Raw genomic sequence first — 19,022 nt, 5'->3', positions numbered from 1 at the left:
AGCGCTGCAAACTTCGCCGCGCCAACCTCCCGGTCGACCCCGCATCCCTTGCTGCGCCTGCCTTGCAGGTGCCGCGTTGTGTTGCGAGGGGGCGAATAGTAAGCGAGCGCAGCGGGGTTGGCAAGGGGTATTTGAAAACTTCTTCGTGCCGCCATCAGGGGCCCCTTAAAATCGGCAAATGCCTGACCTGCCTACCTATCAACCGTCGCGCCTGCCAGCGGACGGTACCCGCCTGCTGGACGCCCAGTCGCTGGCCGCCGCACTGTCGCGTCCTATTGTCTTTGTCGACCTGGAGACCACTGGCGCGGACGCCCAGCGCGACCGCATCACCGAGATCGGCGTGGTCGAAGTTGGCCCGGACGGTATTGTCGAATGGGAAACCCTGCTGGACCCCGGCATGTCGATCCCGCCGTTTATCCAGCGCATGACCGGCATCAGCGACGACATGGTGCGCGGTCAGCCGACCTTTGAGTCGCTGGCCGAGTCGCTCGCCGAGCGCCTGCAGGGCCGCCTGTTCGTGGCCCATAACGCACGCTTCGACTATGGCTTCCTGAAGAACGCGTTCCGGCGCGCCGGTGTGACGTTCCGGGCCGACGTGCTGTGCACCGTCAGGCTCTCGCGCTCGCTGTACCCGTCGGTCGAGCGCCATGGCCTGGACGCGCTGATCGCCCGCTTTGGCCTGACGCCCAAGGGCCGGCACCGCGCGCTGGCCGATGCCGAGCTGCTGTGGCAGTTCTGGCAGAAGATCCATGCCACCTATTCGGTCGACCTGGTGGAAGCGGCGGTGCGTACGCTGGTGCGGCGCGCCAGCCTGCCGGCCGGACTCGAAGAGACCGCGCTCGAAGACGTGCCCGCAACCCCGGGCGTCTATATCTTCTATGGCGACCAGGACGTGCCACTCTATATCGGCAAGAGCGTGCACCTGCGCCAGCGCATCGGCGCGCATTTTTCCGGCGACTACCGCTACGGCAAGGATATGCGGCTGGCGCGGCTGGTGCGCCGGGTCGAATGGCGGGAAACCGGCGGCGAAACCGGCGCGCTGTTACTGGAAGCCCGGCTGGTCAAGGCCATGCAACCGGTGCACAACCAGATGCTGCGCCGGAATACGCGCCTCTACGCCTGGGAGCTGCCGCAGCAGTTGCCGGTGCCGCGCCTGCGCTCGGATCGCGACACGGACTTTTGCCGGCATCGCGACCTGTTCGGCGTCTTCGGCAGCCGTGGCGCGGCCGAGGCACGGTTGCGCGCGCTGGCCGAGGAGCATGGCCTGTGCATGGCCACACTGTCGCTGGAAAAGACCACGCGCCGTGGCAGCCCGTGCTTTGCGCGACAAGTCCACCGCTGCGCCGGCGTCTGCGTCGGCGTGGAGTCGTCGCGCGACCATCGTGCCCGTGTGGCCGCCGCGCTGGGGCCGATCGCCCTGGTGCCATGGCCGTTCGACGGCCCGGTGGCCTGGCGCGAGCAGCACGGCGCACGCGCCTGGTGGCACGTGGTGGACGAGTGGTGCTACCTGGGCTGCGCGGACACGCTGGAGGAAGCCGGCGCACTGGCCGCCGCGCCCGCGCATTTCGACCTCGACACCTACCAGATCCTGGCGCCGCGCCGGGAGCAATGGATGCCGGACGCGGTGCCGCTGTCGGTGCGGCGGGATTTCATGCTGACCGCGCCAGTGACGCTCACTGAAGCCCCGCGTCCCGCACGCGCGGTGCCGACGCATGCTGCACGCAAGTCCTCCGCCACGGTAGGGCAGCAAACCCTGGGCTTGTTTGCCGAGTAAGCCCGCGTGGCCGCGGGCCCCGGTAATCTGTACGCCAAGCCCCAAAAGCCCCTTGCAAACGATGTGACGGCTCCACTAGTCTCCACAGACCGGCCCTTGCCGCCGGCCGCGCCGATGTGGAGACCCCATGCCCGTCGATCCAGCCCGAGTTGCGCATGCCGCCCGAACCGTGGCGCGCAGGCATGCGCGCGTCGCGGTCCTGTGCGCGGCGACCTTGGGGGCCACTTTGGCGGCGGCCTGCGCAGGAATCGGGACGGGAGCGATGCAAGACGTCATCGATTCCTGGAAGAGCATTCCGGTCGATGAAGCGAAGCGGCAGTGGGGCCCGCCGCAGGCCGTGCAGACCCTTCCCGCCGGCACCGCCTATGTCTGGACCGATTCCGTGCCGGCCGCGCGGCCGCCGGGCAGCGGTCCGCGCGATGCCGGCATGGAGCGCACACCCGTGCCGGGGCAGTGCCAGCGCAAGCTGGTAGCGGACCCCCAGGGCATCGTGACCGGCGGCGAGTGGCGCGGCGATGCCTGCTGCCTCACCGCACTGGCCGGGCGCTGCGCAGCGCTCAAATATCGGGCGCGCGGCTGAACGCAGCCGTCGCCCGGCACCCACCATACCTCGGTCAGCGTTCCGGCCACGCGCCGGTATCGGCCAGCACCGGCGAGAATTCCCGAAATGCGAAGCGCAGCGGCAGCACGCGCTCGCGCCGCACCACGCGCTCCACATGCATCCGCACCAGCCGCTCGGCGCCGGCATAGGACGCCAGTTCCCCGCCCTCCCAGATCACTTCGGCGCGCCCGGCCACATGCAACAGCGAGCCGTCGGCAAAATCCGGCACGACGATCCCCGCACGCGGCTCGGCCATCAGGTTGCCGATGGTGTTGAAGAAGTTGTTGCCGTTGAAATCCGGGAACGTCAGGGTATGGGCGTCGTCCACGCGGATAAAGCCGGGCTTGCCGCCGCGATGCGAGACGTCGACACCGCCGGTGTGCTCGCCCTCGTCTTGCGGCGTCACGCTATGGCTGGAGGCAATGAACAACGTATCCGCTCCGCTCAGCCGGGAACTGGCTTGCGCGTCGAGCGCGTCGCCGTGCCACACCGCAGGCGCGGCGGCCGGCTCGGCAGCGGCTACCTCGCGCAGCTGGATGTAGCGCGGGCAATTGCCAAAGCTCTGCTCGACCTCGACCGTCAGCCCTGCCTGATCGCGCGCCACGATGATCCCGTTCATGCGGTTGCGCCGGCGCGTGGGCAGCTCGATGCCAAGCAACCCGATGCGCGCGCCCTGCTCCAGCGCCGCGGCCAGCGGATCGCCAGGCAAGGGCACGGCGTCGATGCGCAGATGCGTGGCGTCAGGCGTGTGCGCAAACCCCGGCGGCCCGACCAGCAGCGTCGCCCAGGGCATGCCACCGCCATCGACCGCGCCGGCCAGCAGGAACGGCAGTTGCGCGAAGAACGTGCGGTGCTGTTCCGGCATCTCGCCGCGGATCACGCGCGGACCCGCCGCGGCCATGCGCTCGCGCTTGCCGGCGCGCTGCTGTGCCGCGAGTTCGCCGGCGTGGAATGGCAGGCCGGCATGCGGCCAGGTGGGCAGGTCCATGATTGGCTCCTTCGCAACGTGAATGGCTTGACGCTCGCCGGACGCAATGGCTAGGCGGCCACGCTGGCCTTCGATACCACCATCGGCACGAAGCCGGGCAATGCCTCGACGCGGCGCAGCCAGGCATTGAGCGCCGGGTACGGCGCCAGCGGCACGTTGCCTTCCTCGGCGCGCGCGATATAGCTGTAGGCGGCCACATCGGCAATGGTGGCGTGATCGGCGGCGAGGAACGCGCCCCCGGCCAGCACGGACTCCATCAGTGTGAACAGCCGCTGCGCGCGGGCGACGGCATCCTCCATCGGCACCGGCCGTCCGAACAGCACGCCCAGGCGCGCGGCAGCCGGGCCGAACGCAATCTCGCCGGCGGCCACGGACAACCAGCGCTGCACGCGCGCGGCGCCGACCGGATCGCGCGGCAGCCAGCGGCCATCGTCGTAGCGCGTGGCCAGGTAGACCAGGATCGCGTTGGAATCGCCCAGCACCACGCCGTCGTCGTCCAGCACCGGCACCTGGCCGAACGGATTCAGCCGCAGGAAGGCCTCGCTGTGCTGCTCGCCGCCGCGCAGGTCGACGTCCACCAGCCGGTAGGGCAAGCCTAGCAACCCCAGCATCAATTCGGCGCGATGGGCGTGGCCGGACACCGGCGAACGGTACAGCACCAGCGGCCTGGCGGGCACTGCGGGGGGATTCGTCTGTTGCATGGCACTCTCCTGAGCGGTTGGTATGGACGGATTCTCGGCGTCGGCGAGACTGGAATAAATGGGGCCATCGTTATTTGACTACTCCAGAAAATGGAGTAATGTTTGGCGCCATGGACAAGCTACGTGCGATGCAGACCTTTGTGCGGATCGTCGACGAAGGCAGCCTGACGGCCGCCGCGGCGTCGCTGCATACCTCGTTGCCGGCGGTGGTACGCACCCTGGCGGCGCTCGAATCCGAACTGCAGGTGCGGCTGCTCAACCGCACCACGCGGCGGCTGTCGCTGACCGCCGAGGGGCGCAGCTACCTGGACGGCTGCCGGCGCATCCTGGCCAATATCGACGAAGTCGAAGCCGGCCTGACCGAGAGCCATGTCGAGCCCAGCGGCCAGCTCACCCTGACCGCCTCGGTCCTGTTCGGCCAGATGTACGTGGCGCCGGCGGTGACGCGCTTCGTGCAGCGCTATCCGCGCGTGCGCTGTCGCATGGAATTCACCGACCGCGTGGTGAACCTGCTCGAGGAAGACCTGGACGTGGGCGTGCGCATCGGCCCGCTGGCCGACTCCACGCTGGTGGCGCAGTCCGTCGGCAGCATCCGCCGCGTGGTGGTCGCCACGCCGGCCTATCTCCGCAAGCACGGCGTGCCGCGCCACCCGGACCAGCTGGCCGGCGCCAACTGCTTGCGCTTCACCGGCAACCATGCGCACTGGTGGTCGTTCCGCGATGGCGAACGCGAGTTCCATGTGCCGGTGTCGGGCAACCTGGAATTCAACCAGACCGCGCCCGCCGTGGCCGCCTGTGCGGCGGGTGCCGGCTTCGGTCATTTCCTGTCGTACCAGGTCGCGCAGCTGGTGGAGGAGCGCAAGCTGCGCATCGTGCTGGAAGACTTCGAGCTGCCGGCGTGGCCGCTGTCGCTGATCTATCCCCACGCGCGGCTGCTGCCGGCGCGTACCCGCGCCTTCATCGACTGGATGCGCGACGAGCTGAGCCCGCGGTTCAGCTGAGCCCTGATCTCAGGCGCCCCGCATTCAGATTGTTCTGATTGATAGCCACCGCAAGGCGCAGGGCACGCGGCTCGCACCGTCGTGCACCGCACGGCATCCGTGCGGAACATTTGCAGGGGCAACCGACAAAACTTCTTGACGCGTTGCCGTGCGCACCGGTATTTTCAAATTCGAATCCGAATTCGAATACGGAAATTTGACCATGTCAGCGACGCCTTCCAGCTTCCCCGCCAACGCTTCCTTCCCCCGTATCGACACCCCCTCGATCCTGCAGCCACCCCGCCAGCGGCGTGCGCGCGAGACCGAACAGGCCTTGCTGGGCGCGGGCCGCGAACTGCTGGCGACGCGCGACTTCGCCGCGGTCTCGGTGGCGCAGATCGCAGCCTCGTGCCAGGTATCGGTGGGTGCCTTCTACGGGCGCTTCCGCGACAAGATGGCCTATTTCGAGGCGCTGCGCGCGCTGGTGATGGAAGAGACCTCGGCATCGATCGACCGCTACCTGGCGCAGGAACGCTGGGAAGATGTCACCACACCGGTGCTGCTTGAAAAGACCGCCAGGTTCATGGTGCTCGGCACGCTGGCCAACCGTGGCGTGATGCGCGCGTCGCTGCGCCATGCCTCCACGCGTCCCGAGGAATGGCTGCCCCACCGCCAGAACGGTGAAGCGATCGTCGAGCGCATGGTGCAGCTGCTGGTGCCGCGCCTGCCGCTGCCCGCCGATACGGCCGAACTGCGGGTGCGCTTTGCCATGCAGGCCGTATTCAGCGTGCTGGTCAATGCCGTGCTCAATGATTCCGGCCCGCTGCACCTCGACGACGAACGGCTGATCACCGAGCTGAGCCGCCTGATGGCTGGCTACCTCGACGTCAAGCCGGCCGAGACCGCCTGAGCCTGCCTGGGTAATGCAGCCGGGCCATGGCTGCTATGAATTGCGCAGCGCTTGCTTGGCGGTGGCGCCGGCGCTCCCTAGAATGTGCCCACGCCCGGCCCCGCGCCGAGGCAGCCTATCCGCCTCACTGCTTACCGGGACCGCTCATGGCCACGCTTTTCCTCGTCCGTCACGGACAAGCCTCGTTTGGCGCCGCCAACTACGACTGCCTGTCGGCCACCGGCCGGCAGCAGGCGCGCTGGCTAGGCGAATACTTCGCTGAGCGCGGCGTCAGCTTCACGCGGGTGGTGGCCGGCACGCTGGTGCGCCAGCAGGACACCGCCACGGAAATCCTGGCCGGCATGGGGCATCCGCAGGCCGCGGTGATCTCGCATCCCGGCCTGAACGAATACGACGGCGAGGCGCTGTACCGCTGCCACACCGGCGGCGCCGACCACCGCGCCCACCAGAACTCCGACTACAACGACTACTGGCGCACCTTCCGCGCGGCCTACGCGGCCTGGACTCAGGACGGGCTGGCGGAAATGCCCGAGAGCTGGACCGACTTCGGCACGCGCATTGCCGGCGCGCTGGCGCAGGCCAGCGAGGGCACCACGCGCGAGGATGCGATCCTGGTGGTCAGCTCGGGCGGCGCCATCGGCCGCGCCACCGCCGACCTGCTCGGCGCGCCGGCGCAGGCCGCGATCGAGATGAACCTGCAGTTCCGCAATACCGCGTTCTGCGAAATCATTGTCGGCCGCGGCGTGCAGCGTCTGCTGAGCTTCAACAACGTGCCCCACCTCGAGCGTGCCGACCGGCGCAGCGCCGTGACCTTCGCCTGACGCGGATGGCGCGTTCGGCGCTATCCGCCCCTCGAATGACAATGGCCGCGATTTCGCGGCCATTCTTTATCTTTCTCCGGCTGCTGGCGCGGGCACTTTGACATGCCCGCGCCGCCGGTCCTTCTCCCTTTACTGCTCTTTGTCGTGCTCTGCGCGGCTGCGTCTCTGCTTTACAGGCGCTCGACGATGGTCACGTTGGCCAGCCCGCCGCCTTCGCACATGGTCTGCAGGCCGTAGCGCTTGCCATGCGTATGCAGCGCATGGACCAGCGTGGTCATCAGCTTGGCGCCGGAGCCGCCGAGCGGATGACCCAGCGCGATTGCGCCGCCATGCACGTTGAGGCGTTCCGGATCGGCGCCAGTGGCCTTGAGCCAGGCCAGCGGCACCGGCGCGAAGGCTTCGTTGACTTCAAACAGGTCGATATCGCCGATGCGCAGGCCGGCGCGCTTGAGCGCCACTTCGGTGGCCGGCAGCGGCGCTTCCAGCATCACCACCGGGTCATGGCCGATCACGGTCATGCTGTGCACGCGCGCCAGCGGCTTCACGCCCAGCTTCTTCAGTCCGGCCTCGTTGACCACCATCAGGCCCGCGGCGCCGTCGCAGATCTGGCTGGCGGTGGCAGCAGTGACACGGCCGCCTTCGGCAATCAGCTTGACGCTGCCGATGCTTTCCAGCGTGGCGTCGTAGCGAATGCCTTCGTCGGTGGTGTGCATCTCGCCGTTGGCGCCGTCGGTGGTGCGCACCTCCACCGGCAGGATCTCGGCGCTGAAGCGGCCGGCCTTGGCGGCGGCGATGGCGCGCTGGTGGCTTTGCAGCGCGTAGGCGTCGAGCTGTTCGCGCGACAGCTCGTACTTGCGCGCGATCATCTCGGCGCCGGTGAACTGGCTGAACTGCACGCCGGGGTAGCGCGCCTCGACGCCAGGGCTCTTGGGCACGCCGAAGCCGTTCTTGGCCGGCAGCTGCGACGACAGGCCCATCGGCACGCGCGTCATGCTCTCCACGCCGGCGGCGATGACGATATCCATCGCACCCGACATCACCGCCTGCGCGGCAAAGTGCAGTGCCTGCTGGGATGAGCCGCACTGGCGGTCGACCGAGGTGCCCGGCACGCTTTCCGGCAGGCGCGAGGCCAGGATGGCATTGCGCGCGACGTTGCCGGCCTGCTCGCCGACCTGGCTCACGCAGCCCATGATGACGTCTTCGACCAGCGCCGGATCGGCACCGGTGCGCTCCACCAGCGCGTCGAGCACCTGCGCGGCCAGGTCGGCCGGATGCCAGCCCGACAGCTTGCCGCCCTTGCGGCCGCCGGCGGTACGGACCGCCGCGACGATATATGCCTCAGCCATGTGATCTCCTTGGTTCGGTGCAGGCCGCCGGGGCAGCCCGAGTGTTGTGCAACATGCCGGCGGGCGTGCCGGCAGCTTCGACGGCTATTGTTGCGCCGCCGGGAGTGGCCAGCGTCGTCGGAAGCGACGAAGTTGCCGCACCGCTCAGGCGCGCGGCGCCAGCACCGCGAAGATCGCCGTGGCGCGCAGCAGGCAGCGCTCGCCGCTGAGCAGCCGGCAGGTGCCGTAGCGCAGCCGCGAGCCGAGCTTGTCGAACTCCACGCGGGCCTCGACCCAGTCGCCCAGGCGCGCCGAATCGAGATAGTCGAGGCTCAGGTTCACCGTCACCGCGCTCTTGGCGCGGCCGGTTTCCAGCGACATCATCATGCCGATTGCGGTATCGGCCAGGGTCGCCAGCATGCCGCCGTGCGGGATGCCCAGGTTGTTCAGGTGGCTCTCGTCGATGCGCACCGCCAGCGTGCGGCGGGCCGCGTGCAGATAGAGCTGGCCGAAGCCAGCCATGTAGCCGTTCATCCGGCGCAGTGGGACAAAGCCTTCGGGCACGTCGGTGCCGGCTTCGGCCGGCGCGGCGATGGCGCGGGTCAGCGCCGCCTCGATTTCCGCCTCGGCCATGGCGTCAGGCAAAGTAGCGCGAGGCCACGCTGAGGTGTTCGCGGCAATCGGCCACCATGCGCGCGATCAGTTCTTCGCAGCTGGGCACGTCGTCGATCAGGCCCACGCACTGTCCGGCGCTGATGATGCCGCCGTCGGTCTCGCCCGCCTTGAGCGCGGCCTTGCCGCGCACGCCGGCGACCAGGTGCTTGACGTCCTCGAACTGCGCGCCGCCCGGACGGCGTTCGATGCTCACCACTTCGTCCGACACGGCGTTCTTGAGCACGCGCGCGGTGTTGTGCAGGGTGCGGAAAATCAGGTTGGTGTCGCGCTCGCTGGCCTGCACCAGCGCCTGCTTGACGTTGTCGTGGATCGGCGCCTCGCGCGTGGCGCAGAAGCGCGTGCCCATGTTGACACCCTCGGCACCCAGCACCAGCGCCGCCGCCATGCCGCGCCCGTCGGCGATGCCGCCCGAGGCGATTACCGGGATCGACAGTTTGCGTACCGCCTGCGGAATCAGCACCATGCCGGGCACGTCGTCCTCGCCCGGATGGCCGGCGCACTCGAAGCCGTCGATCGAGACCGCATCCACGCCCAGGCGCTCGGCCGACAGCGCATGGCGCACCGCCACGCACTTGTGGATCACCTTGATGCCCGCGGCCTTGGCCCGCGCGATATGTTCCCTGGGGTTGTTGCCGGCAGTCTCCAGCACCTTGACGCCGCTCTCGATGATGACGTCGAGGTAGCGCGCGTACGGCGGCGGGTTGATCGACGGCAGCAGGGTCAGGTTCACGCCAAACGGCTTGTCGGTCATCTCGCGGCAGCGGCGGATCTCGGCGGCCAGATCCTCGGGCGTCGGCTGGGTCAGCGCCGTCAGGATGCCCAGGCCGCCCGCGTTGGAAACGGCGGATGCCATTTCGGCGTAGCCAACCCATTGCATGCCGCCCTGGATGATGGGGTAGCGGATGCCAAGCAGTTCGGTGATGCGTGTCTTCATGGTGGTCCTTTTGCGGTCTGCGCCGGCAGAAGGCTACGGCGGAATGTCGTGAGGTGCCGGCCCTGCCGCCTGATCGCATCAGTCTACGGCGCCGCGCGCCGTCCCAGCCTCGTCGGAAGCGACGATTGCGGGCGGCGCAATCTGCACTAGTGTTGGGCGAGCCCCCGCCCCGCGCTGCCGGCGCTACCACCGGCACCTCCGGCATTCCTTCCTACCTCCCAGCAGGAGCCCGCATGACGCCAGCCACGCCTTCGTTCGAAACCCTGCGTTACGCCGTTGCCGACGGCGTCGCCACCATCACCCTGCACCGCCCGGACCAGCTCAATGCCTTCACCGCGCAGATGATGCACGAGCTGATCGCCGCGTTCGACGCCACCGATGCCGACGACAACGTGCGCGCGGTGATCGTCACCGGCTCCGGCCGCGCGTTCTGCGCCGGCGCCGACCTGTCCGGCGGCAGCTCCACCTTCGATTTCGAGAAGCGCTATGGCGCCAGCCCGGATACCGCCCATCGCGATGGCGGCGGGCGCGTGTCGCTGCGCATCTTCCGCAGCCTCAAGCCGGTGATCGCCGCGGTCAACGGCGCCGCGGTCGGCGTGGGCGTGACCATGCAGCTGCCGATGGATATCCGGGTGGCGTCGACCGACGCCAAGTTCGGCTTTGTCTTCGCACGCCGCGGCATCACGCCGGAAGCGGCGTCGTCGTGGTTCCTGTCGCGCGTGGTCGGGATCTCGACTGCGCTGGAGTGGTGCTATACCGGTCGTGTGTTCTCGGCGCAGGAGGCGCACGAACGCGGCCTGGTGCGCTCGCTGCACGCCCCCGAAGACCTGTTGCCGGCGGCGCAGGCGATTGCGCGCGAGATCGCCGCCAATGCCGCGCCGGTGTCGGTGGCGATCTCGCGCCAGCTGATCTGGCGCATGGCCGGCGCCAGCCACCCGATGGAAGCGCACAAGCTCGACAGCCGCGCGATCCAGTCGCGCGGACGCTCCGCCGACGTGAAGGAAGGCGTCAGCGCGTTCCTGGAAAAGCGCCCCGCCGCGTTCCCGGAGACCGTGTCGCACGACATGCCGGATTTCTTCGACTGGACCAGCGAGCCGCCCTTCGCCTGATGCGCCCGCTTCCATCCCCGTTTCCGGAGTCCCGATGAAAGTCAGCCAAGCCGTCGCCAGCCGCAAGTCCGTCCGCGGCTTCCTGCCCCGGGCGGTTGCACCCGACACCATCCGCCGCGTGCTCGACGCCGCCGCGCGCGCCCCGTCCGGCGGCAACCTGCAGCCGTGGCATATCCATGTGGTCGGCGGCGAGGCGCTGCAGCGGCTGCTCGGCATCATGCGCACGCGCATCGCCGAGGCCCCGACCGGCGAAGCGCGCGAGTACGACATCTATCCGCGCGAGCTGGTCTCGCCCTACCGCGAGCGCCGCTTCCAGGTGGGAGAAGCGCTCTACCACCACCTCGGCATCCCGCGCGAGGACAAGGCCCGGCGGCTGGCGCAGTTCGCCAGCAACTTCACCTTCTTCGGCGCGCCGCTGGCGCTGTTCTGCACCGTGGACCGGCGCATGGGCCCGCCGCAATGGTCGGACCTGGGCATGTACCTGCAGACGGTGATGCTGCTGCTGCGCGAAGAAGGCCTGGACAGCTGCGCGCAGGAGTGCTGGGCGATGTATCCGCAAACCATCGCCGAATTTCTGTCGCTGCCGGCCGAACGGATGCTGTTCAGCGGCATGGCGATCGGCTACGAGGATCCCGAGGCGCCCGCCAACCGGCTGCGCGCCGGGCGCGCGCCGCTGGGGGAATTCACCGAGTTCATCGGTATCTGAATCAATATCTGAGCCGCAGGGTCAGAGCAGGCCGAGCTGGCGTGCGATCGCGACCGCCTGGGTGCGGTTGCTGGCGTGCAGCTTGGCGCTGATATTGCGCAGGTGCGTGCGCACCGTGGTCTCGGACACGAACAGGCGCTCGGCCATGGCGACGTTGGAATAGCCCTCGGCCAGCAGGTGCAGCACCTTCTGCTCCTTGGGCGTCAGCGGCTCGACCAGCGCGGGCGGCGCGGGACGGCCGGCACCGGGCGGCTCGGCGGCGGCCTGGCCGCAAGCCTGCAGCAGCTTTTCGACATAAGGGGCCGGCAGGCCGGCAGCCTGGCGCGCGCAGGCGTCGGCCACCAGCCGGCGCACATCGTCGCCCTCGTCGGCAAAGATGCGCACGAAACCTTCGGCGGCGCCAAAGCGCAACGCCTCGCCCATCACCACCAATGCATGCGCGCCGTCGCCGCAGCGCTGCCACGCCTGCGCCAGCAGGATGCGCAGCTTGAGGGCGCGGCGCATCAGCTGGTTGCCGGCGGCGGCCGCAAGTTCGCGTTCGATGGCCTCGCGCACCGGCGCGCCGGGGCGCGCGTACAGGTCCAGCCTCAGCCGGCCCAGCGTGATGTCCTCGACATCGCTGGCAAACGAGCTGACGCCGGGACGCGTGCGCCACAGCGCCGGATCGGCGGCGCGCTCGATCGCCTCCTGCGCGGCATGCACATTGCCCTGCCGCAGCGCCAGCCGGGCGCGCTCCAGCATCGCCGCCATCACCAGCCGCGTCAGGCCGCGGTGGTGGCCCAGCGCTTCGAGCTGCGCCAGCCACTCGTGGGCCTGGTCAATCTCGCGGCGCTCGAAGGCGATGCGGGCCAGCACCGCGTGGCCGGTGATGATCTGGTCGGGCAGGCCGAGGTCGCGCGAGAGCGGCAGGTAGACGTTGAGCAGCCGGCTGGCACGCTCGGAATCGCCGCTCTCGTACAGGCCCTCGGCCAGCAGGATGCCGGCCATGGCGTTGCCGTTGGTGGGCCCGAAGCGGTTCGGCAGCATGGTGCTGGCGGCGATGCGGAAGCGCGCCAGCGCCTGCTGCAGCCGCCCCTGGCGCAGATCGATCAGCCCTTCGACCGATTCCGAGAAGATCTTGTTGAAATTGCTGTCCGATCCGCGCACCGCGTGCCGCGCCACCTGCAGCAGCCGGCGCGCCTCGGGGTAGTCCCCCGCCACCGCGGCCAGCCGCGCCATCGAGGTGGCCAGGATCGCGTCGGGGAAGGCATAGCCCATCGGCAACGGCGGCAGCTCGTTGCGGGCGAAGGCGCGCGCGTCGTCGAAGCGGTCCATCATGTTCAGCAGCATGTGGCGCAGCGCGCGGATATGCGCCAGCAGGTCGCCGGCCGCGCCCTCGGTGGGGATCTGCTGCAGCAGCGCGATGGCTTCGGCCGGCCCGCGCGTGAACGACACCGCCCACACCCGGGCGATCTGCAGCTTGGGCAGCCGCGCCAGGTCCTCGGCGGGCACCGCCTCCAGCCAGCGCGTCAGCAGCCGCATGCGGCCCTGCGCCAGCAGGTCGTCGGCGGCGCTGTCGAGCAACTGCAGCGCGTGCGCCAGCGCACCGGCGGCGAAGGCATGCTCGATGGCGGGCACCAGGCGCCCCTGCGATTCATACCAGCGCGACGCCGACAGGTGCAGCTGCGGCACGGACCCGGGCATGGCCTGCGCCAGCTGCGCGCGCAGGAAGCCGGAGAACAGGCTGTGATAGCGATACCACTGCTCGGGCGCGGCGCCGGAGCCGCGTTCGCCATAGCGTTCGCTCTCCAGCGGCAGCAGGAACAGGTTGGCGCGTTCCAGCCAGGCGAGGATCTCTTCGCTGCTGCCGGCGGCGGGCTGGCACACCGCATCGCACAGCGGCCCGCATAGCTGGTCCAGGATCGAGGTGCGCAGCAGGAAATCGCGCACCGGCTCGGGCAAGTGCAGGAAGACGTCTTCGACCAGGTAATCGGCAATGGCTGCGTTCGAGCCCGAGAAGCCGGCAATGAAGCCCTCCGGCTGGGTACGCCGCTCCAGCGCCACCGACGCCAGCCACAGCGCCGTGGCCCAGCCCTCGGTGCGCCGGTGCAGCACGCTGATGGCGGACTGCTCCAGCTTCAGCCCGCGCGCCTGGCGCAGGAAGGACGCGGTCTCGTCGGCCGAGAAGCGCAGCTGCGCGGGCTCGATCTCGAGCAGTTCGCCGCGCGCGCGCAAGCGGGCCAGGCCGGTTTCGGGCACCCAGCGCGTGCCGATCACGACGCGGCAGCCTGGCGGCAGGCTTTCCACCAGTTGCCAGACCAGCCCCGCCACCGCGGCGTTCTGCACGGCCTCGAAATCGTCGAGGAACAGCGTGAAGTCGCCGTGATGGCTGGCGAGGCGGTCGATCAGCGCCAGCGCCTGTTCGCCCGGATCCTGTGCCAGCGGCTGGCGCGTGGACCGGTCCGGCCCGCCGCTGCCCAGGCCATGCGCGATGGCCGCCTCGATCGAGCCGAGGAAGCGCGAAGGGTCATTGTCCGAGCGGTCCAGCGTCAGCCACGCGGTGCGGCCGCCGGCGGCCTCGAGCCGCGCGCGGCACTGGAGCATGGCGGTGGTCTTGCCGAAGCCGGCGGGTGCGCGCACCAGCACCAGCTTGACGAAGCCCGCCGCGCACACGGCATCGCAGATCGCCGCGCGCTGGACCTGGAACGGGGTCAGCAGCGGCGGGCGCAGCTTGGCGGCCAGCGACGCCGCGCCGGCGGGTGGCGGCGTGCGCCGTCCGGTCTCCTCGATACTTGCCATTGGCTGTCAGTGGTCTCCCGCACATCGCGGCCCTTGCCGGGCGCGCCATGCGCCCCCGGCGCTGCAGGATGCAGGCGGGTGGCCGTGGCTGTGGTGTAGCGAGGCATTATGACGTAAACCGCTGCGCTCGCGAAAACGCAGGCAGTGGCCAGGCACCGCTTGCCGATGCCTCACACCAGTTTGCTGGCGTGACCGGTCCAGTAGCGGTCGCGCAGCAGCCGCTTGAGCAGCTTGCCGGTTGGCAGCCGCGGCAACTCGGGCTCGAAGTCCACCGAGCGCGGGCACTTGATGGCCGAGAGGTTGGCGCGGCAGAAGGCAATCAGCTCGGCCGCCAGTTCGGGCCCCGCCTGGCCCATGTCGGCAGGCTGCACCACGGCCTTGACCTCTTCGCCGAAGTCCTCGTTGGGCACGCCGATCACGGCCACATCCATCACCTTCGGATGCGTCATCAGCAGGTTCTCGGCCTCTTGCGGGTAGATGTTGACGCCGCCGGAGATGATCATGTTGGCCTTGCGGTCGGTCAGGTACAGATAGCCATCCGCGTCCACGTAACCGACATCGCCGATGGTGCTCCAGTCCGGATGTTGCGGATGGCGCGTCTCCGCGGTCTTGGCCTCGTCGTTGTGGTATGTGAACGGGCGGCCCTCGGCAAAGTAGATCGTGCCCGGCTCCCCCGGCGGCAGCAAGGCGCCGTCCGGCCCGCAGATGCGCAGCTTGCCCACCATGGCCCGCCCCACCGTGCCCTTGCGCGCCAGCCATTGCGGCGTGTCGACCACGGTCACGCCGTTGCCCTCGGTGCCGGCGTAGTATTCCCAGATCACCGGTCCCCACCACGCGATCATCGCTTCCTTCACCTGCACCGGGCACGGCGCGGCCGCGTGGATCGCCACGCGCAGCGACGACACGTCATAGCCCTGCCGCTGCGCCTCGGGCAGCTTGAGCATGCGCGAGAACATGGTCGGCACCAGTTGCGTATGCGTGATGCGGTGTTCCTGCACCAGCCGCAGGAACTGCGCGGCGTCGAAATGCTCCATCACCACCGCGGTGCCGCCCAGTGCCTGCACCGACATGGTGTAGCGCAGCGGCGCCGCATGGTACAGCGGCGCGGGCGACAGGTAGCGCGTGTCGGCATCGAAGCCGTAGAGCCGCTGGCACAGCGCGGTCAGCGTCGTCGGCGCGTCGATGTCGGGACTCGACGGGGGCGCGTACACGCCTTTGGGCCGGCCCGTGGTGCCCGACGAATACAGCATGTCGCCGCCGGTCACCTCGTCGTCGATGCGCGTCGCCGTGCAATCGGCCAGTGCGGTCTCATAGGCCTCATAGCCGGGCACCGTGCCGTCCAGCATCAGGCGCGCCTGCAGGGCCGGCGTCTGCCCGATCAGCACCGTGGCGATCTCCGCCTGCACATGCGTGGTGACCAGCATGCGCGCGCCGCTGTCGTTGACGATATAGGCCGCGTCGGCCGCGTTCAGGCGCGTGCTCAGGCAGATATAGACAATGCCGCTGCGCTGGGCACCCCAGCACAGCTCGAACAGCCGCGGATGGTTTTCCACCATGAAAGCCACGCGGTCGCCGCGCTGCAGGCCGAGCTTGCGGAACAGGTGGGCGACCTGGTTCGAGCGCTGGTCCAGCTCGCGGTAGGTGACGACGGCGCCGCTGCCGCCCATGATGACGGCGGGCTTGTCGGGCGTGCGCTGCGCGTGGATGTGCGGATGCATGGCGTGGAGCTCCTCGACGGGGATGGTGGGTGGGCGAATGCCGCTTGCGCATTCTCGGAACCCTGGCCGGTTCGACCATCGTCGGAAGCGACGAAGCGGCACGGCCTGGTTTTGTCGCAGCGCCGCATAAAGACCGCGCCTGCGGCCCGCGCCTCAGCTTCGTCCGATGCGACGATGCGCCGCCGGCCAGCCTCGCCGGAAGATGCCCGCCAGACTACCGCCCTCACGCCTCACCCTTATCCGAAGGAGCCAAGGTGGATTTCCAGTTCAGCGAAGAACAGTCGATGCTGCGCGACACGCTCGCGCGTTACCTCGCCGACCACTACGATTTCGAAGCCCGCCGCGCGGCGGTGCAGTCCGCGGCGGGTTGGCGCCCGGACTGCTGGCGCGCGTTTGCACGTGACCTGGGCATCCTGGGCGCCGCGTTTCCCGAGCGCCTGGGCGGCCTGGGCGGCGGCGCGGTCGAGCATATGGTGGTGATGGAACAGCTGGGCCGGCACCTGGTGCTGGAGCCGTATCTGGGCACCGTGGTGATGGGGGGCGGCGCGTTGCTGCATGGCAGCCCCGAGCTGGCCGCGCAGTGGATTCCGGCCATCATCGGCGGCGAGGCCACCGTGGCGTGGGCCCATGCCGAGCCCGCCAGCCGCTACTGCCGGCACGACGTGCAGGCCAGCGCCACGCGCCAGGGCGACAGCTACCGGCTCAGCGGCCCCAAGCACGCCGTGGCGGGCGCGCCGTTCGCCTCGCACCTGCTGGTCAGCGCGCGCAGCGGCGGCGCGCGCCGGGACCAGGGCGGCATCAGCCTGTTCTGGATCGCGCGCGACACGCCGGGCGTAACGCTGCGCGAATATCCCACCTTCGACGGCCAGCGCGCCGCCGAGGTGCTGCTCGACAACGTGCAGGTACCGGCCAGCCAGCGCATCGGCGACGAAGGCCAAGCGCTGCCGCTGATCGAACAGCTGTGCGACCACGCCATGATCGCGCTGGCCGCCGAAGCCAATGGCACGATGGCGCGCATGCTGGCGGACACCATCGACTACGCGCGCCAGCGCAAGCAATTCGGCGTGCCGATCGGCACCTTCCAGGTGCTGCAGCACCGCATGGCCGACATGTACATGCAGCTGGAGCAATCCGTGGCCCTGACCCAGGTGGCCGCCATGCAGGCCGCCGCCGCACCGGAGACGCGCGCGCAGGCCGCGTGCGCGGCGAAGATCCAGGCCGGCCAGGCGGGCGCCTTCGTCGGCCAGGGCGCGGTGCAGATCCACGGCGGCATGGGCGTGACCGAGGAGCTGGCCGTGGGCCACTACTTCAAGCGCGTCACGGCGATCGACCTGCAGATGGGCTCGGCCGAGCACCACCTGCGCCGCTATGCCGATCTGCTCTATCCCGCCCGGGCCGCGGCCTGAAGCCGCCCCTATCCACGATCGAATACCAGAGAGGCCCGCCGATGCATCTCGATTTCTCTCCCCAAGACCAGCAGTTCCGCGAAGAAGTGCGCGCCTGGATTGCCCAGGCCTATGACGCCGACCTGCGCGCGATGATGGCGCAGTCCAAGAACGGCTACCTCGACAAGGCCGGACAGGTGCGCTGGCAGAAGGCGCTGCACGCGCGCGGCTGGGCCGCGCCGAACTGGCCCAAGGAATACGGCGGGCCGGGCTGGGGCGCAACCGAGCGCTTTATCTTCCAGTCCGAACTGGCCGCCGCGGGATGCCCGCCGGTGTCGCCGATGGGCCTGAAGATGGTGGCGCCGGTGATCATGAAGTACGGCACGCCCGAGCAGAAGCAGCGCTTCCTCCCGCCCATCCTGCGCTCCGACGTGTGGTGGTGCCAGGGCTATTCCGAGCCCAACTCCGGCTCCGACCTGGCGTCGCTGCAGCTGCGCGCCGACCACGGCACCGACAGCGACGGCGAGCACTACGTCCTGAACGGCTCCAAGATCTGGACCACGCACGCGCAATGGGCCGACTGGATGTTCTGCCTGGTGCGCACCAGCCGCGAATCGAAGCGCCAGGAAGGGATCTCGTTCCTGCTGCTCGACATGCACACGCCGGGCATCACGGTGTCGGCGCTACCGACGCTGGATGGCCCCATGCCCGGCCAGCAGGAGGTGAACCAGGTCTTCTTCGAGAACGTGCGGGTGCCGGTGGCCAACCGCATCGGCGAGGAAGGCAAGGGCTGGACCTACGCCAAGTACCTGCTGGAATTCGAGCGCGGCGGCACGTATAGCCCGATGCTGCGCAAGCAGCTTTCCAAGATCGCGGAGATCGCCGCGGAGCAGCCTGGCGATGACGGTGGCCCGCTGCTGGACGACCCGCTGTTCCGGCGCAAGCTGGCCGCGCTGCACCTGCGTGCGGCGGCGCTGGAAGCGGTTGAGTTGCGGGTGTTTTCCGGGGTGGAATCGGGCACCTCGATCGGCGCGGCTTCCAGCATGCTCAAGCTAACGGGCACCGAGACGCTGCAGGCGGCTAGCGAACTTGCGGTGGAGGCGGCGGGGCCTGCGGCGCTGCCGTTCGTGCAGGACACCTGGGCGGAACTGCAGGGGCGCGATGCGCCGGCGCGGGTCGGGGCTGACTATGCTGCGGTGCTGGCGCCGCGCTATTTCAACTATCGGAAGGCGTCGATATACGGTGGGTCTAATGAGATTCAGCGGAACATTATTGCGAAGCTTGTGTTGGGGCTTTGAGGGGGTGGGGGGGCGGGGTTTCGACTCGTTTTTTGGGGTGGGCGCTGTTGGTGACATGCTGTCGGCTGTTGGGCCGCCTGGTTCCGCCCTGCTGGGCGGGTCACTTTTTGGCCGAGCGCCAAAAAGTAACCAAAAAACGCGTTTACTGCCCTGCGGGCGGCATGTCTTATCGTAGTGGGCCTGGGGGTTTTCGTACGGGGCTTTGCTTCCTCGCATAGCGGGACTGCCTGCCGCAGGGTGCGCCACGGTGGCAGGGGCGTTGAAGTGCAGGTTGAACGAGCCCAGAGCGGTGGGTGGTCCCTGCTGCGGGCGTTGCCGT

The 19,022-nt window shown here is 69.3% G+C and carries 16 protein-coding genes; 9 read left to right on the top strand and 7 right to left on the bottom strand.

All coding sequences use genetic code 11. The features are described 5' to 3' along the window. The first annotated feature begins 178 nt into the window (after positions 1 to 178). Entirely contained in the window at positions 179 to 1,774 is a 1,596-nt protein-coding gene (locus U9J39_RS29090; RefSeq protein ID WP_326348764.1) for an exonuclease domain-containing protein, read from the top strand. A 127-nt stretch (positions 1,775 to 1,901) separates the two neighbouring features. Next, positions 1,902 to 2,354 (top strand): hypothetical protein, encoded by a 453-nt coding sequence (locus U9J39_RS29085; RefSeq protein WP_115712667.1) that lies wholly within the window; start codon positions 1,902 to 1,904, stop codon positions 2,352 to 2,354. Between the two features lie 34 nt (positions 2,355 to 2,388). Here U9J39_RS29085 and U9J39_RS29080 read toward each other — a convergent pair whose 3' ends face one another. Together U9J39_RS29080 and U9J39_RS29075 are read right to left on the bottom strand one after the other, a co-directional pair. Beyond that, the gene (locus U9J39_RS29080) at positions 2,389 to 3,363 is read right to left on the bottom strand and encodes a pyridoxamine 5'-phosphate oxidase family protein (RefSeq protein ID WP_326348763.1); all 975 of its coding nucleotides are present in this window, start codon (positions 3,361 to 3,363) and stop codon (positions 2,389 to 2,391) included. Positions 3,364 to 3,413: 50 nt separating this feature from the next. Then, the gene (locus U9J39_RS29075) at positions 3,414 to 4,064 is read right to left on the bottom strand and encodes a glutathione S-transferase family protein (RefSeq protein ID WP_116313601.1); all 651 of its coding nucleotides are present in this window, start codon (positions 4,062 to 4,064) and stop codon (positions 3,414 to 3,416) included. Between the two features lie 98 nt (positions 4,065 to 4,162). Between U9J39_RS29075 and U9J39_RS29070 the strand changes: the two genes are divergently transcribed. The 3 genes from U9J39_RS29070 to U9J39_RS29060 all read left to right on the top strand — a co-directional run bounded on the left by U9J39_RS29070 (position 4,163) and on the right by U9J39_RS29060 (position 6,775). After that, positions 4,163 to 5,065: a LysR family transcriptional regulator gene (locus tag U9J39_RS29070; RefSeq protein ID WP_116313600.1), complete on the top strand. Its 903-nt coding sequence runs from the start codon at positions 4,163 to 4,165 to the stop codon at positions 5,063 to 5,065. Positions 5,066 to 5,267: 202 nt separating this feature from the next. Then, entirely contained in the window at positions 5,268 to 5,954 is a 687-nt protein-coding gene (locus tag U9J39_RS29065) for a TetR/AcrR family transcriptional regulator (RefSeq protein WP_115714205.1), read from the top strand. A gap of 146 nt (positions 5,955 to 6,100) precedes the next feature. Continuing rightward, on the top strand, positions 6,101 to 6,775 hold the full coding sequence (locus tag U9J39_RS29060) for a histidine phosphatase family protein (protein WP_115712660.1): 675 nt from the start codon (positions 6,101 to 6,103) through the stop codon (positions 6,773 to 6,775). A 170-nt stretch (positions 6,776 to 6,945) separates the two neighbouring features. Here the strand turns inward: U9J39_RS29060 and U9J39_RS29055 are convergent, their stop codons facing one another. From U9J39_RS29055 to U9J39_RS29045, 3 genes are all read right to left on the bottom strand, one after another. Beyond that, positions 6,946 to 8,121 carry an acetyl-CoA C-acetyltransferase gene (locus tag U9J39_RS29055; protein WP_326348762.1) on the bottom strand — a complete coding sequence of 392 codons (1,176 nt, stop codon included), beginning with the start codon at positions 8,119 to 8,121 and terminating at the stop codon, positions 6,946 to 6,948. A gap of 144 nt (positions 8,122 to 8,265) precedes the next feature. After that, the gene (locus tag U9J39_RS29050; protein WP_115712657.1) at positions 8,266 to 8,733 is read right to left on the bottom strand and encodes a PaaI family thioesterase; all 468 of its coding nucleotides are present in this window, start codon (positions 8,731 to 8,733) and stop codon (positions 8,266 to 8,268) included. 4 nt (positions 8,734 to 8,737) lie between these two features. Continuing rightward, positions 8,738 to 9,709 carry an NAD(P)H-dependent flavin oxidoreductase gene (locus U9J39_RS29045; RefSeq protein WP_115712655.1) on the bottom strand — a complete coding sequence of 324 codons (972 nt, stop codon included), beginning with the start codon at positions 9,707 to 9,709 and terminating at the stop codon, positions 8,738 to 8,740. Positions 9,710 to 9,942: 233 nt separating this feature from the next. Here U9J39_RS29045 and U9J39_RS29040 point away from each other — a divergent pair, with 233 nt between their 5' ends. Together U9J39_RS29040 and U9J39_RS29035 are read left to right on the top strand one after the other, a co-directional pair. Then, on the top strand, positions 9,943 to 10,818 hold the full coding sequence (locus tag U9J39_RS29040; RefSeq protein WP_326348761.1) for a crotonase/enoyl-CoA hydratase family protein: 876 nt from the start codon (positions 9,943 to 9,945) through the stop codon (positions 10,816 to 10,818). A gap of 34 nt (positions 10,819 to 10,852) precedes the next feature. Next, on the top strand, positions 10,853 to 11,524 hold the full coding sequence (locus U9J39_RS29035) for a nitroreductase (RefSeq protein WP_326348760.1): 672 nt from the start codon (positions 10,853 to 10,855) through the stop codon (positions 11,522 to 11,524). A gap of 21 nt (positions 11,525 to 11,545) precedes the next feature. Here the strand turns inward: U9J39_RS29035 and U9J39_RS29030 are convergent, their stop codons facing one another. Together U9J39_RS29030 and U9J39_RS29025 are read right to left on the bottom strand one after the other, a co-directional pair. Beyond that, positions 11,546 to 14,302 carry a LuxR C-terminal-related transcriptional regulator gene (locus U9J39_RS29030; RefSeq protein WP_115712650.1) on the bottom strand — a complete coding sequence of 919 codons (2,757 nt, stop codon included), beginning with the start codon at positions 14,300 to 14,302 and terminating at the stop codon, positions 11,546 to 11,548. A gap of 170 nt (positions 14,303 to 14,472) precedes the next feature. Beyond that, entirely contained in the window at positions 14,473 to 16,020 is a 1,548-nt protein-coding gene (locus U9J39_RS29025; protein ID WP_326348759.1) for an AMP-binding protein, read from the bottom strand. A gap of 254 nt (positions 16,021 to 16,274) precedes the next feature. On the opposite strand from U9J39_RS29025, the gene U9J39_RS29020 reads away from it, so the two are divergent. Both U9J39_RS29020 and U9J39_RS29015 read left to right on the top strand, forming a co-directional pair. Further along, the gene (locus U9J39_RS29020) at positions 16,275 to 17,426 is read left to right on the top strand and encodes an acyl-CoA dehydrogenase family protein (protein ID WP_326348758.1); all 1,152 of its coding nucleotides are present in this window, start codon (positions 16,275 to 16,277) and stop codon (positions 17,424 to 17,426) included. A 41-nt stretch (positions 17,427 to 17,467) separates the two neighbouring features. Then, a complete protein-coding gene (locus U9J39_RS29015; RefSeq protein WP_115712644.1) occupies positions 17,468 to 18,703 on the top strand; it encodes an acyl-CoA dehydrogenase family protein in 1,236 nt (411 codons plus the stop codon). Positions 18,704 to 19,022: the final 319 nt, after the last annotated feature.

The sequence above is a fragment of the Cupriavidus sp. SS-3 genome (assembly GCF_035818815.1).
GTDB classification, from domain to species: Bacteria; Pseudomonadota; Gammaproteobacteria; order Burkholderiales; family Burkholderiaceae; genus Cupriavidus; species Cupriavidus taiwanensis_C.
The sequence above is the reverse complement of the archived record's forward strand: the minus strand, read 5'-3'. Positions and strand labels throughout refer to the sequence as shown.